Annotated in this window: 12 protein-coding genes; 7 read left to right on the top strand and 5 right to left on the bottom strand. The window is 69.7% G+C overall.

The genetic code is table 11. The features are described 5' to 3' along the window. Nucleotides 1–16 precede the first annotated feature (16 nt). The 3 genes from J8G10_RS05285 to tkt are packed head-to-tail and all read right to left on the bottom strand — an operon-like array spanning nt 17 to nt 4,871. Nucleotides 17–1,636 (bottom strand): glucose-6-phosphate isomerase, encoded by a 1,620-nt coding sequence (locus J8G10_RS05285; protein ID WP_251440287.1) that lies wholly within the window; start codon nt 1,634–1,636, stop codon nt 17–19. Then, nucleotides 1,633–2,745 (bottom strand): transaldolase, encoded by a 1,113-nt coding sequence (gene tal / locus J8G10_RS05280; RefSeq protein WP_251440270.1) that lies wholly within the window; start codon nt 2,743–2,745, stop codon nt 1,633–1,635. The genes J8G10_RS05285 and tal overlap by 4 nt, the downstream gene beginning before the upstream one ends. Nucleotides 2,746–2,768: 23 nt before the next feature. Continuing rightward, nucleotides 2,769–4,871, bottom strand: coding sequence for a transketolase (tkt, locus tag J8G10_RS05275; protein ID WP_251440267.1), 2,103 nt, complete (start codon nt 4,869–4,871; stop codon nt 2,769–2,771). A 259-nt stretch (nt 4,872–5,130) separates the two neighbouring features. Between tkt and J8G10_RS05270 the strand changes: the two genes are divergently transcribed. Further along, complete coding sequence (locus J8G10_RS05270) at nt 5,131–6,063, top strand: heme o synthase (protein ID WP_251440264.1); 933 nt, start codon at nt 5,131–5,133, stop codon at nt 6,061–6,063. Here the strand turns inward: J8G10_RS05270 and J8G10_RS05265 are convergent. After that, on the bottom strand, nt 6,009–6,494 hold the full coding sequence (locus J8G10_RS05265) for a hypothetical protein (RefSeq protein WP_251440261.1): 486 nt from the start codon (nt 6,492–6,494) through the stop codon (nt 6,009–6,011). The genes J8G10_RS05270 and J8G10_RS05265 overlap by 55 nt on opposite strands. Nucleotides 6,495–6,746: 252 nt before the next feature. Between J8G10_RS05265 and J8G10_RS05260 the strand changes: the two genes are divergently transcribed. After that, a complete protein-coding gene (locus J8G10_RS05260) occupies nt 6,747–7,721 on the top strand; it encodes a hypothetical protein (RefSeq protein ID WP_251440258.1) in 975 nt (324 codons plus the stop codon). Between the two features lie 15 nt (nt 7,722–7,736). Here J8G10_RS05260 and J8G10_RS05255 read toward each other — a convergent pair whose 3' ends face one another. Beyond that, nucleotides 7,737–8,717, bottom strand: a complete 981-nt coding sequence (locus tag J8G10_RS05255; protein WP_251440255.1) for a heme A synthase — start codon at nt 8,715–8,717, stop codon at nt 7,737–7,739. A 237-nt stretch (nt 8,718–8,954) separates the two neighbouring features. Between J8G10_RS05255 and sufB the strand changes: the two genes are divergently transcribed. From sufB to J8G10_RS05230, 5 genes are all read left to right on the top strand, one after another. Then, nucleotides 8,955–10,373, top strand: a complete 1,419-nt coding sequence (gene sufB, locus J8G10_RS05250) for a Fe-S cluster assembly protein SufB (protein WP_251440253.1) — start codon at nt 8,955–8,957, stop codon at nt 10,371–10,373. A 1-nt stretch (nt 10,374) separates the two neighbouring features. Continuing rightward, on the top strand, nt 10,375–11,577 hold the full coding sequence (gene sufD, locus J8G10_RS05245; protein ID WP_251440250.1) for a Fe-S cluster assembly protein SufD: 1,203 nt from the start codon (nt 10,375–10,377) through the stop codon (nt 11,575–11,577). After that, nucleotides 11,574–11,909 (top strand): non-heme iron oxygenase ferredoxin subunit, encoded by a 336-nt coding sequence (locus J8G10_RS05240; RefSeq protein ID WP_251440247.1) that lies wholly within the window; start codon nt 11,574–11,576, stop codon nt 11,907–11,909. Before sufD ends, J8G10_RS05240 begins: the two co-directional genes overlap by 4 nt. Before the next feature lie 71 nt (nt 11,910–11,980). Beyond that, nucleotides 11,981–12,751 carry a Fe-S cluster assembly ATPase SufC gene (sufC, locus tag J8G10_RS05235; RefSeq protein WP_251440243.1) on the top strand — a complete coding sequence of 257 codons (771 nt, stop codon included), beginning with the start codon at nt 11,981–11,983 and terminating at the stop codon, nt 12,749–12,751. A gap of 10 nt (nt 12,752–12,761) precedes the next feature. Beyond that, entirely contained in the window at nt 12,762–13,091 is a 330-nt protein-coding gene (locus J8G10_RS05230; RefSeq protein WP_045252088.1) for a metal-sulfur cluster assembly factor, read from the top strand. Nucleotides 13,092–13,106: the final 15 nt, after the last annotated feature.

Here is a 13,106-nt window from a genome sequence, read left to right as displayed (position 1 = left end):
CTGAGGTTCGCGGGGACTACTGGGCGGCCTCGAACAGGTCGAGCACGTCGTCCTGGGGCTCGGTGATCGTGAGCGTCACGACCGGTCGGCCGTGCGCGGTCAGCACGTCGGCGTCGCCGGCGGCTTGCGCCTCGATCAGCTGACCGAACGTGAACGGGCGATCGGGGATCTCCAGATCCACATCGGTCCGCTCCAGGATCTGCAGGAACACGCCCTGTGCGGGTCCGCCCTTGTGATACTGGCCGGTCGAGTGGAGGAAGCGCGGGCCCCAGCCGAACGTGGTGGGACGACCGGAGTCGGCGGCGACGAGCTCGCGCAGTCCCTGCAGCTGCGGCATCTCGAGCCGGTCGACGTAGGCCTGGATGCTGACGTAGCCGTCTTCCGGCAGCTGCGCCCACAGCGCGTCGAGCACGCCCGCGATGGTGCCGGAGGCGAGCAGCGCCGGGTCCGAGGCGCGCACCTCGACGCCGTCCTGTTCGAAGGCGGCCGGGGACGCCTCGGGGCGCGCGTCGAGCAGGCCCCGGGCGGCGACCTTCGCCGACTCGACGTCGGGCTGGTCGAACGGGTTGATGCCGAGCAGGTACCCGGCGACGGCGGTGGCGTACTCCCACACCAGGAACTGCGCGCCGAGCGTGCCGCTGACGAGGATCTCGCCCGGGTGGCGCTCGCGCAGGTGGAACTCATCGGCCTCGTCGACGAGACGCACCAGCTGCAGGTCGGCGGGCGCCGCCTCGACCTCGGGGGAGACCGGGAGCAGCACGACGGGAAGGATCCCCGTGCCCTCCTTGCCGGTCGACTCCGCGACCAGCTGCTCGATCCAGTCGGGCAGGCCCACGATGTGCGTTCCGTCGGTGATCAGGCCGAGCTTGTCGCGACGTGGTCCGTCCGGTGTCTGCCGCGAGGCGGCGATCGCCGCGCCGAGCAGCAGCGCGGGGTTCTCCGGGGAGTCGATCGCGACCTGCAGCAGCGTGGCCTCGGCCTCATCGAGCAGTTCGTCGATGTCGACGCCGGCCAGCCCGGAGGGCACCAGGCCGAAGGCGGTGAGGGCGGAGTACCGGCCGCCGACGTTCGGGTCGGCGTTGAACACCCGATAGCCGGCCTCGCGGGCCGAGGTGTCGAGCGGCGAGCCGGGGTCGGTGACCACGACGATGCGCTGCACCGGATCGATTCCGACGTCGCGGAACGCGGCTTCGAAGGTGCGGCGCTGCGAGTCGGTCTCGACGGTCGATCCGGACTTCGAGGAGACCACGAGCACGACGTCCGAGAGTCCGGCGTCGATGGCGGCGAGCACCTGTCCAGGAGCCGTGGAGTCGAGGATCGTGACCTCGATGCCGGCCGTCTGCGAGATCACCTCGGGGGCGAGCGAGGATCCGCCCATCCCGGCCAGCACGACCCGGTTCACGCCCTGGGCGGCGAGCTCGTCGCGCAGGGCGATGATCTCCGGGACCAGGGGGCGCGACACGGATACCGCGTCCACCCAGCCGAGCCGGACGCCCGCCTCGGCCTCGGCGCTCTCGCCCCACACCGTCGGGTCGGCGTTGGTGATCCGGGAGGCGATCAGCTCGCCGACCAGTCGCGGGACGACCTCGTCGATGGCCGCCTTCGGCGCCCCGGAGGTGTGGATCTCGAAGCTCACCGCTGCGCTTCCAGTCCTTCGCGGACCTGGCGGAGCAGATCGTGCCAGGAGTCGATGAACTTCGCGACGCCCTCGTCCTCGAGCACCTGGGTCACATCGGCGAAGTCGATGCCGACCGCGGCGAGTCCCGCGAAGACCTCCCGGGACGCGTCGTAGGTGCCGGTGATCGTGTCGCCGGTCACGACTCCGTGGTCGAAGGTCGCCTCGAGCGTCTTCTCCGGCATCGTGTTGACGACGTCGGCGGCGACGAGTTCGGTGACGTACAGGGTGTCCGGGAGCGCCGGGTCCTTGACACCCGTGGACGCCCAGAGCGGGCGCTGCCGGTTCGCGCCCGCGGCCAGCAGCGCGGCAGCGCGCTCACCGGCGAACGTCTTCTCGTACAGCTCGTAGGCGAGGCGGGCGTTCGCGAGCCCCGCCTTGCTCTTGAGGGCGGTGGCCTCGTCGGTGCCGATCGCGGCGAGGCGCTTGTCGGTCTCGGTGTCGACGCGCGACACGAAGAACGACGCGACCGAGTGGATCGTCGAGAGGTCGATGCCGGCGGCCTTCGCCTGCTCCAGGCCCGCAAGGTACGCGTCGATGACCTCGGCGTAGCGCTCCAGGCTGAAGATGAGCGTGACGTTGACGCTGATGCCCGCGGCGATCGCCGCGGTGATCGCCGGCAGCCCCGCCTTGGTCGCCGGGATCTTCACGAGGAGGTTGGGACGGTCGACCTTGGCCCACAGCTCCTTGGCCTGGGCGATGGTGCCGTCGGTGTCGTGGGCGAGGTCGGGGGAGACCTCGATCGACACGCGGCCGTCGACGTGACCGGTCCGCTCCCACACCGGGCGGAAGACGTCGAGGGCGTCGCGGACGTCCTGCGTCGTGGCCTCGGTGATCGCCTCTTCGGCCGTCGCGCCGCGCGCGGCGAGCTCGGCGACCTGCGCGTCATAGGACGTGTCGTCGGGGTTGGTGATCGAGTTGGCGAAGATCGTCGGGTTCGTCGTCACGCCGACGACGTCACGGGACGCGATGAGCTCGGCGAGGTTGCCGGAGTGGATGCGGGTGCGGGACAGGTCGTCGAGCCAGATGCTGACGCCGGCGGCGGAGAGGGCGGCGGTGGGGGTGGTCATGCGGATCTCCTCGTACGTGGTGCTCAAGCGGCCGCGGTGGCGGCGATGGTCTCGTGGGCGGCCGCGATGACGGCCTCGGTGGTGATGCCGAACTTCTGGAACAGGGTCTTGTAGTCGGCGGAGGCGCCGAAGTGGTCGATCCCGACGGACCGGCCGGTCGAGCCGACGATCCCGTGCCAGCTCAGGGTGGATCCCGCCTCGACGGAGACGCGCGCCTTGATCGCGGACGGGAGCACCGCCTCGCGGTAGGCCTCGTCCTGCTCGGCGAACCACTCCAGCGACGGCGCCGACACCACGCGGGCGTTCACGCCCTCGCCGGCGAGGGCCTCGCGGGCGGCGACGGCCAGCTGCACCTCGGAACCGGTGGCGATGAGGAGGACGTCGGGCGTTCCGTTCGGCGCCTCGGCGAGGACGTAGGCGCCCTTGGCCGTGTTCGAGGCCGCCGCGAACGTCTCGCCGGACGCCTCGCCGGTGCCGCGCGCGAAGTTCGGCACGTTCTGGCGGGTGAGCGCGATGCCCGTCGGGCCGCCGTGCCGGCGCAGGATCTCCAGCCATGCCGCGGCCGTCTCGTTGCCGTCGGCGGGGCGCACCACCGCGAGGTTCGGGATGGCGCGGAGCGACGCGAGCTGCTCGATCGGCTGGTGCGTCGGGCCGTCCTCGCCGAGCGCCACGGAGTCGTGCGTCCAGACGAACACACTGGGAACGTTCATCAGGGCGGCGAGGCGCACCGGCGGGCGCATGTAGTCGCTGAAGATGAGGAACGTGCCGCCGAACGGGCGGGTGGGGCCGTGCAGCACGATGCCGTTGAGGATCGAGCCCATGGCGTGCTCGCGGATCCCGAAGTGCATCACGCGACCGTAGGGGCTGCCGTCCCAGTCGTGCGTGGACCAGGACGCGGGGATGAACGACTTCGCCCCGGCGATGGTGGTGTTGTTCGAGCCGGCGAGGTCGGCGGATCCGCCCCACAGCTCGGGCAGCTCGGGCGCCAGGGCGTTGATGACCTTGCCCGAGGCCGCGCGGGTGGCGAGTTCGGTGCCGGCCTCGAAGACCGGCAGGGCGTCCTCGATGCCCTCGGGCAGCTCGTGCGCCTCGAGACGGTCCAGGAGCGCCTTGCGCTCCGGGTTCGCGTCGGCCCAGGCGTCGAAGCCCTGCTGCCATTCGGCGCGCTCCGCGGCGGAGCGGGCGCCGAGCTCGCGGGTGTGCGCGATGACCGCGTCCTCGACCACGAAGCTCTTGTCGGGATCGAAGCCGAGCACGACCTTGGTCGCGGCGACCTCGTCGGCCCCGAGCGCATTGCCGTGCACCGACTCGGTGCCCTTCTTGTTCGGCGCGGGCCATCCGATGATCGTGTTCAGGATGATCAGCGACGGCTTCGAGGTCTCGGCCTTGGCCTGCTCGATCGCATCGAAGAGCTCCTGCACGTCTTCGACGTAGGTGCCGGTGCGCACCCAGTCCACGTGCAGCACCTGCCAGCCGTAGGACTCGTAACGAGCGCGGACGTCCTCGGTGAACGCGACGTTGGTGTCGCCCTCGATGGAGATGCGGTTGGAGTCGTAGATCGCGATGAGGTTGCCGAGCTGCTGGTGGCCGGCGAGCGAGGAGGCCTCGCTGGTGACGCCCTCCTGCAGGTCGCCGTCGCCCGCGATCACGTAGACGTGGTGGTCGAACGGGCTCGTCCCCGCAGCGGCCTCCGGGTCGAACAGACCGCGCTCGTAACGGGAGGCGTAGGCGAAGCCGACGGCCGAGGCGAGACCCTGTCCGAGCGGGCCCGTCGTGATCTCGACGCCCTTGGTGTGCCCGTACTCCGGGTGCCCGGGGGTCAGCGAGCCCCAGGTGCGCAGCGCCTCGAGGTCGCCGAGCTCGAGGCCGAACCCGCCGAGGTAGAGCTGGACGTACTGGGTGAGCGACGAGTGGCCCACCGAGAGGATGAACCGGTCGCGGCCGATCCAGTGGGTGTCGGCCGGATCGTGCCGCAGCACCCGCTGGTAGAGCAGGTAGGCCACGGGGGCCAGGCTCATCGCGGTTCCCGGATGGCCGTTGCCGACCTTCTGCACGGCATCCGCCGCCAGGATCCGGGCGGTGTCCACCGCGCGCCGATCGATCTCATCCCACAGCAGTTCCGACACTCCAGAGCCCTTTCAAGACAGTGAGAGCGCCCGATCGTCTGCGCGCCGACCGCTACTTCACGGAGGGGCGAGGCACGTTGACGGGCGCGCGAGCAGTTTCAGCATAGTGGCGTCGTGTCGCGCCCGGGCCGGTCGGGACGAAGTGTTTCGAGGGGCAGAAAGCGCATTCCACCTGTCGCCCGCTCGCGATCGGGGGCGCGGTCGCGGTGCCTGGTCGTGTTCTCCCCGGTGGCATAGAATGGGTGGCGTTGCCCTACGCATGAAGGAGGCGGTCAGCATCGCGACCACCATCGAGTCCGTCGCCGCCGAGCGCTCTCTGAAGCGGACCATCAAGGGCTACATCGAGCTGACCAAGCCGCGGGTCCTCGAGCTGCTGCTCGTCTCCACCGTCCCGGTCATGTTCCTGGCCCAGCAGGGCCTGCCGAACCTGTGGCTCGTCGCGGCGACCGTCATCGGCGGATCGATGAGCGCCGGATCCGCTGCCGCGTTCAACATGTACATCGACCGCGACATCGACGCGCACATGCACCGCACCGAGAAGCGCCCGCTGGTGACCGGGGAGGTCTCCCCGCGCGGCGCGCTGGTGTTCTCCTGGGTGCTCGCTGTGCTGTCCACCGTCTGGCTCTGGGTGACGACCAATTGGGTCGCTGCCGCGCTGTCCGCGGCGGCGATCTTCTTCTACGTCGTCGTGTACACCCTGATCCTGAAGCGCCGCACGGAGCAGAACATCATCTGGGGCGGCATCGCGGGGTGCTTCCCGGTGCTGATCGGCTGGGCCGCGGTCACCGGATCCCTCGACTGGCCCGCCTTCGTGCTGTTCGTCCTGGTGTTCCTGTGGACCCCGGCGCACTACTGGCCGCTGTCCATGAAGTACAAGGACGACTACGAGGACGTCGACGTCCCGATGCTCGGAGTCACCCGCTCCGCCTCGCAGGTGGGACTGCAGGTCATCCTGTACGCCTGGGCGACGCTGGCCTGCTCGCTGCTGCTCATCCCGGTCGCCGGCATGGGCCTGGTCTACACGGTGTCCGCGCTCGTCTTCGGCGGATGGTTCGTGTACGAGTCGCACCGGCTGTACGCGCAGGCGGTGAAGGGCGCATTGGCGCGGCCGATGCGCGTCTTCCACGCCTCCATCACCTATCTGACGCTGATCTTCGTCGCCGTGGCGGTCGACCCGCTGCTGCCGTTCTGAGTCTCCTCTTCGTCGGCGTCACCGGCTTCGTCCGCCGCGCGCGCGTTCTCGTCCGACTCGGCGGGGGCGAGCTCGTCCGCGGCGGCGGGGGCATCGAGCGCTCCCTCGGGATCGCCGGCATCATCCGTCTCCTCGGCGGGCCGCGGCGCGAGCGCTGCGAGCGGCGTGGACGCGGCGCCGACGATGCTCGACACGACGGCCAGCGCCAGCGAGATGAGGAGCCCGAGCACCCCCGCGCCGAGGAGGGCTGCGCCGATGACGATCCAGGACTGCCCGGCGTAGACCTCGAGCCCTGTGGCGCTGCCGTTCTTGAGGGTGGCCGTCATCGTGCCGAGATGATCGAGCGCCACCACGGCGCCGGTGGTGGTGAGGGCGACCGAGGCGGCCAGGAGGATCCAGAACGAGATGCTGCGGTTCATTGCGCGTGTCATGGGACCCACCCTCCGGGGTGAAGTCGTGCGTGTCTTCTGAACCGGCTATGCGCCGCATATGCGTCGCGCGATGGCCCTGTCCCGGGGGAGAGGTCCCGGGTGTTCGGTCACCCGGGACCGGCGTCCCCAGCAGCCTGCGATCCACGGATCCGTCCCCAACGGGATCCTCCTGCTAGCGTCCAGTCTCATCCAACGGACCTGATCAGGACGACGCAAGGACCGGTTCCTGCGTTGTCCGCAAGAGGACACATGATGAGCGACGACGACCTGCTCGACCTTCTGCTGCGGGAACGACTGCGCGGTGTCGCCGACGTGGCCGCCAGGACGGGGCTCGGCCACGACGGAGCCCGCGCGGCACTGCAGCGACTGGCGGAGGCGGGCAACCTCTCCCTGCGCGACGACGACGTCGTGCTGCTGAACCCTCCACTGCACGCGGCCGCGATCGCGATCGAGCGGCTGCTGCTGGCCGAGCGCGCCGAGGCCCAGGCGCGCAGCGAGAGTCTGGCGGCGATCATGGAGGGCGTCGCGCGCCGTACATCGTCGTGGAACTTCGGCGAGGCCGTCGCCCAGGACCGGCTCGTGCTGCAGAGCGCCCAGGGACCGCATGCCGCGGAGGATCTGTGGTTCGCGGTCCAGGCCTCGCGGGTGGGCGCCGGAGGGCGGGTGCGGGCCGTGCTCACCGACCTGGACCGTTACCAGGCCAGCGGTCCCGAGCGCAGTGCGGCCTTCGCGAAGGCGATGTCGTCCTACTCGGCGGTCCAGGCGATCCTGCCCGCGGTCGCCCTCGACGACAAGCTGCTCGCGATGGTGCAGCGTTTCCAGGCCGCGGGGGTCGAGTTCCGCATCCTCCCGGATCCGCCGAGCTGGTTCTGGGTGGACGACGAGGAGGTGACGGGGCTGCCGCTGCTCTGGGGCGACCTGGCGCCGCAGAGCGTGCTCGCGGTGTCGAGTCCGGTGATCGCCGGCCTCGCGCGGGCCTACTTCGAGGGGCTGTGGCAGCAGGCGCGACCGGTCGAGAGGGATCCCGGCGGATACGGACAGCTGCTGCATCGCATGCGTCGGGGGATGACCCTGGACGCGGCATCGCGTTCCCTCGGCATCACGCCGCGGACGGGCCGCCGCCGGATCGCCGCGGCGATGGAGCGCTACGGCGTCGCGACGCTGTTCGCGCTCGGCGCCGCCTGGGCGCAGGACGGGAGCCCCGGGGTGGAGCGGCCGCAGGACTGAGGGACGCCGGCGGGTTCAGGATGCGGTGCGGACTGCAGCATCGGCCGCCGCCGACTCGACCGGTCGCTTCAGCCGCAGCACGAGCACGGTGCACGCCGCGACGAGCACGGCCGCGAGCACCATGTGCACGCCCACCGCCAGCGGGGGCAGGGCGTTGCGGGCCTGATACAGACCCACGGCGATCTGCACCAGCTCGATGGCGAGCAGGGCGATCACCGCGCTCCGGATCTCCGTGAGGCCGGTCGCCAGGCTGATCACGAGCAGCGTGAGGGTGAGCGCGAAGAGCGCGTAGGCGGGCCAGGAGTGGACGTGCTCGAGGAGCGTCGCGTCGAAGCCGTTGCGCAGCGTGACCTCCGGATCGCCCGAGTGCGGGCCGGCGCCGGTGGTGAGCACTCCGACGAGCACGGTGAGCGCCAGGACGAACGACGTGAGGTGCACGAGGATCGCGACACCCTTCGGCACGGTCCGCTCACGTGCTCCGCGCGGCTGGCCCATCCGCACCAGGAAGGCCGCGGACACGGCGACGAGCGCGAGCGAGACGAGGTAGTGGAAGGCGACCATGTTCGGGTGCAGGGCGAAGATCACGAGGATCCCGCCGACCGCGGCCTGCAGGAGCACTCCGGCGAACACGATCCAGGCCATGACCCAGAGGTCCCTCCGCGCGGCCCTGAAGCGCGAGACGAAGACGATGACGACGATCGCGGCGAGACCGACGAAGAAGCTCAGTCCGCGGTTCCCGAACTCGATGAGGGAGTGATAGCTCTGCTCCGCGGTGGGGAACAGCGAGTCCGGCGTGCACAGCGGCCACTCGCACCCCAGGCCGGAGTCGGTGAGCCGGACCGCTCCGCCGGTGCCGACGATCGCGACCTCGAGCACGAACGACACCCAGGCGGCGATCTTCACGCGGAGATCCACGCGGTCGGGGAGCCAATCGTGGACTCGGCCCAGGAATCCGGGGCGGGTGCGGGGCGCGGGCGGTGTCGCGATCTCGGGCATGGGTCCTCCGGATCCCTCCGCGCGAGGCCGAGAGGGCCCGGATGTCGGAGGGAACCTGTAGAATCGGGGGTGTGTGGCGATGACCGCGGAACTCGCGGACAGCATCCTGCACAAGTTTAGGCGCGATTGCTTTGCGTCCATGATGAGGGCCCCAAGCGGCACCCGCTCTCCGCAGACTCGGCGGGATCGGCGGTGTGCCGGGGCGGATGAACCGTTACGGCCCAAGAGGAGAGTGTGATGTCGGATGTGCTGATCGACCGCCCGGAGCTGGATGGGCTGGGGGTGTACGAGTTCGGCTGGCACGACCCCGATGCCGCCGGCGCCAGCGCGCGGCGCGGCCTGAGCGAGGCCGTCGTGCGTGACATCTCGGCGCTCAAGAACGAGCCCGAGTGGATGCTGAAGACCCGTCTGAAGGGTCTGCAGCTGTTCGGTCGCAAGCCGATGCCGACCTGGGGCGCCGACCTCAGCGAGATCGACTTCGACAACATCAAGTACTTCGTGCGCTCGACCGAGAAGCAGGCGCAGAGCTGGGAGGACCTCCCGGAGGACATCCGGGAGACCTACGAGCGCCTCGGCATCCCGGAGGCGGAGCGCCAGCGTCTGGTCGCGGGCGTCGCCGCGCAGTACGAGTCCGAGGTCGTCTACCACCAGATCCGCGAGGACCTGGAGCAGCAGGGCGTCATCTTCATGGACACCGACACCGCGCTGCGCGAGCACCCCGAGTTCTTCCAGGAGTACTTCGGCACGGTCATCCCGGCCGGCGACAACAAGTTCGCCGCGCTGAACACGGCCGTGTGGTCCGGCGGATCCTTCGTCTACGTCCCCAAGGGCGTGCACGTGGAGATCCCGCTGCAGGCCTACTTCCGGATCAACACCGAGAACATGGGCCAGTTCGAGCGGACGCTGATCATCGCCGACGAGGACAGCTACGTGCATTACATCGAGGGCTGCACCGCCCCGATCTACAAGAGCGACTCCCTGCACTCGGCCGTGGTCGAGATCATCGTGAAGAAGAACGCCCGCGTGCGCTACACGACGATCCAGAACTGGTCGAACAACGTCTACAACCTGGTCACCAAGCGCGCCGTGGCGCACGAGGGCGCGACCATGGAGTGGGTCGACGGCAACATCGGCTCCAAGGTGACGATGAAGTACCCGTCGATCTACCTCATGGGCGAGCACGCGAAGGGCGAGACGCTCTCCGTCGCCTTCGCCGGCCCCGGTCAGCACCAGGACGCCGGCGCGAAGATGATCCACATGGCGCCGTACACGCAGTCGTCGATCGTCTCGAAGTCGATCGCCCGCGGCGGCGGTCGCGCCGGCTATCGCGGCGAGGTTCGCGTGGACGCGAACGCCCACCACTCCGCGAACACCGTGCGCTGCGATGCCCTGCTCGTGGACACCAAGTCCCGCAGCGACACCTACCCCGCGATCGACATCCGCGTCGACGACGTGCAGCTCGGCCACGAGGCGACGGTCTCGAAGGTCAGCGAGGAGCAGCTCTTCTACCTGCAGTCCCGCGGCATGCCCGAGGACGAGGCGATGGCGATGATCGTGCGCGGCTTCATCGAGCCGATCGCGCGCGAGCTGCCCATGGAGTACGCGATGGAACTGAACAAGCTCATCGAGATGGGCATGGAAGGATCGGTCGGCTGAGATGACGGCCCCCACTGCCGCGCCCGTCGAGGCGCAGGACACGCACGCCCACATCGACCCGGCCGCCCAGGTCTTCGCCGCGGACAAGACCGTCCCGGTGCAGACCCGTTCGGAACGGCCGTCTTCGTTCGACCCGGCCGACTTCGGCACCCCCACGGGGCGCGAGGTCAACTGGAAGCACACGCCGGTGGCTCAGCTCGCCGGGCTGCTGACCGACGAGGCCGGTGACGACTCGGCGCTGTCGATCGATCTCGACGACGTCGAGGCCTTCCTCGTGCCGGATGAGACCGACGCCTACGGCGAGTTCTTCCGTCCGGAGGATCTGCCGAGCGCCCTGGCCTGGAAGCACGCCCGCCGCGGCCTGCACGTGCGCATCCCGCAGGACGGCGAGATCGACGCGCCGATCGTCCTCCGCGTCGACGGCACGGACGCGGGCAAGCGCGCGTTCGGTCAGATCCTCATCGAGGCGATGCCGAACTCCCGCGCCACGGTGGTCCTCGACCACCACGGCGCGGCGCAGTACGCGCAGAACGTGGAGATCATCGCCCGGGACGGGTCGCAGCTCACGGTCGTCAGCGTGCAGCGCTGGGCCGATGAGGCGATCCACGCGGCCGCCCACCAGGCCCGCGTCGATCGCGACGCGTCGCTCACGCACTTCGTGGTGAGCTTCGGCGGCGGCATCGTGCGCGTGAACCCGAATGTGGAGCTCTCCGGATCCGGCTCCGAGGCCCGGCTCTACGGACTGTCCTACGCCGACGCCGGTCAGCACCTGGAGAGCCAGGTCTACCTGCACCACAAGGGCGCGCACACGGTCGGCGACGTGCTGTACAAGGGCGCGCTCCAGGGCGAGAGCGCACACAGCGTGTGGATCGGCGACGTCCTGATCGGTCCGGATGCCACCGGAACCGACTCCTACGAGGCCAACCGCAACCTGGTGCTCACCGAGGGCGCGCGCGCCGACTCGATCCCGAACCTGGAGATCGAGACCGGCGACATCCTCGGGGCCGGTCACGCCAGCGCCACCGGGCGCTTCGACGACGAGCAGCTGTTCTACCTCCAGGCTCGAGGCATCACGGAGGAGGAAGCGCGCCGTCTCGTCGTGCTCGGCTTCCTCAGCGACATCGTGCAGCGACTGGGCCTTCCCTCCCTGGAGGAGGAGCTCCTCGCCGCGATCGAGCTCGAGCTGCAGGCGGTGAACGCGTGACCGCGCAGCGGGCATGCGCGGTGAGCGAGCTGCAGGAGGACACTCCGCTGCGCGTCGAGCTCGACGGCGTGCCGATCGCGGTCGTGCTCGACTCCGAGGGCGAGATCCACGCGATCGGCGACACCTGCACGCACGGCGACATCTCGCTGTCGGAAGGGTTCGTCGAGGGCAAGACGCTCGAGTGCTGGGCCCATGGATCGGCCTTCTCGCTGTGCTCCGGCAAGCCGCTGAACCTGCCGGCCTACGAGCCCGTCCCGGTCTATGTCACGGAGATCGTCGGAGACGACCTCATGATCGACCCCGCCGTCACGAAGGACGTCAGCGCTCTCTGAGCCCGTGCCCGAGCACGAGGCCGCGCGCGGCATCCACACGAAGCTTCACGAAAACCACGAAGGAATCATCCATGTCTGTCCTGGAGATCACCGATCTGCACGTCACCGTCGAGACCGAGGCGGGAACCACGCCGATCCTCAACGGCATCACCCTCACCATGCGCACGGGCGAGACCCACGCGATCATGGGCCCGAACGGCTCCGGCAAGTCGACCCTCGCCTACACGATCGCGGGCCACCCGAAGTACACCGTCACGGGCGGCACCATCACGCTCGACGGCGAGGACGTCCTCGCGATGAGCGTCGACGAGCGCGCCCGCGCCGGTCTCTTCCTCGCGATGCAGTACCCGGTGGAGATCCCCGGCGTCACCGTCACGAACTTCCTGCGCACGGCCAAGACCGCGCTGGACGGCGAGGCGCCCTCGATCCGTCAGTGGACCAAGGACGTCAAGGAGTCCATGGCGAAGCTGCGCATGGACCCGAAGTTCGCGCAGCGCAACGTCAACGAGGGCTTCTCCGGCGGAGAGAAGAAGCGTCACGAGATCCTCCAGCTCGAGGTGCTCAAGCCGAAGATCGCCGTGCTGGACGAGACCGACTCCGGCCTCGACGTCGACGCGCTGAAGATCGTTTCGGAGGGCGTCAACCGCGCCAAGGAGCACACGAACCTCGGAGTGCTGCTCATCACGCACTACACCCGGATCCTGCGCTACATCCGCCCCGACTACGTGCACGTGGTCGTCGCGGGCAAGATCGTCGAGGAGGGCGGCGCGGAGCTCGCCGACCGTCTCGAGGACGAGGGGTACGACCGGTTCCTCGACCCCAGCGCTCCCATCGAAGCGTAGGCTGGAAGCCATGACGGCAACGCTGACCGGAGAGAAGTACGACGAGGTCACCGAGGCGCTCAAGGACGTCGTTGATCCCGAGCTCGGGATCAACGTCGTCGACCTCGGCCTCATCTACGACCTCTCCTGGGACGAGGAGAACGACGCCCTCGTCATCCACATGACGCTCACGAGCGCCGGGTGCCCGCTGACCGACGTGCTCGAGGAGCAGACCGGTCAGGCGCTGGACGACGTCGTCGACCGCTTCCGCATCAACTGGGTGTGGATGCCGCCGTGGGGCCCCGAGCGGATCACCGACGACGGGCGCGACCAGATGCGCGCCCTCGGCTTCGCGATCTGACCTGTAGACGCACAC

Source organism: Microbacterium sp. USTB-Y (assembly GCF_023703415.1).
Classification (GTDB): Bacteria; Actinomycetota; Actinomycetes; order Actinomycetales; family Microbacteriaceae; genus Microbacterium.
Note: the sequence above shows the minus strand (reverse complement) of the source record. Positions and strands in the feature narration are given on the sequence as shown.

What these genes read in the sequence shown, in the direction of transcription:
- tal (WP_251440270.1), bottom strand. Translation starts at nt 2,745, where the DNA reads ATGACCACCCCCACCGCCGCCCTCTCCGCCGCCGGCGTCAGCATCTGG.
- J8G10_RS05270 (WP_251440264.1), top strand. Translation starts at nt 5,131, where the DNA reads ATGAAGGAGGCGGTCAGCATCGCGACCACCATCGAGTCCGTCGCCGCC.
- J8G10_RS05265 (WP_251440261.1), bottom strand. Translation starts at nt 6,494, where the DNA reads ATGACACGCGCAATGAACCGCAGCATCTCGTTCTGGATCCTCCTGGCC.
- J8G10_RS05260 (WP_251440258.1), top strand. Translation starts at nt 6,747, where the DNA reads ATGAGCGACGACGACCTGCTCGACCTTCTGCTGCGGGAACGACTGCGC.
- J8G10_RS05255 (WP_251440255.1), bottom strand. Translation starts at nt 8,717, where the DNA reads ATGCCCGAGATCGCGACACCGCCCGCGCCCCGCACCCGCCCCGGATTC.
- sufB (WP_251440253.1), top strand. Translation starts at nt 8,955, where the DNA reads ATGTCGGATGTGCTGATCGACCGCCCGGAGCTGGATGGGCTGGGGGTG.
- sufD (WP_251440250.1), top strand. Translation starts at nt 10,375, where the DNA reads ATGACGGCCCCCACTGCCGCGCCCGTCGAGGCGCAGGACACGCACGCC.
- sufC (WP_251440243.1), top strand. Translation starts at nt 11,981, where the DNA reads ATGTCTGTCCTGGAGATCACCGATCTGCACGTCACCGTCGAGACCGAG.
- J8G10_RS05230 (WP_045252088.1), top strand. Translation starts at nt 12,762, where the DNA reads ATGACGGCAACGCTGACCGGAGAGAAGTACGACGAGGTCACCGAGGCG.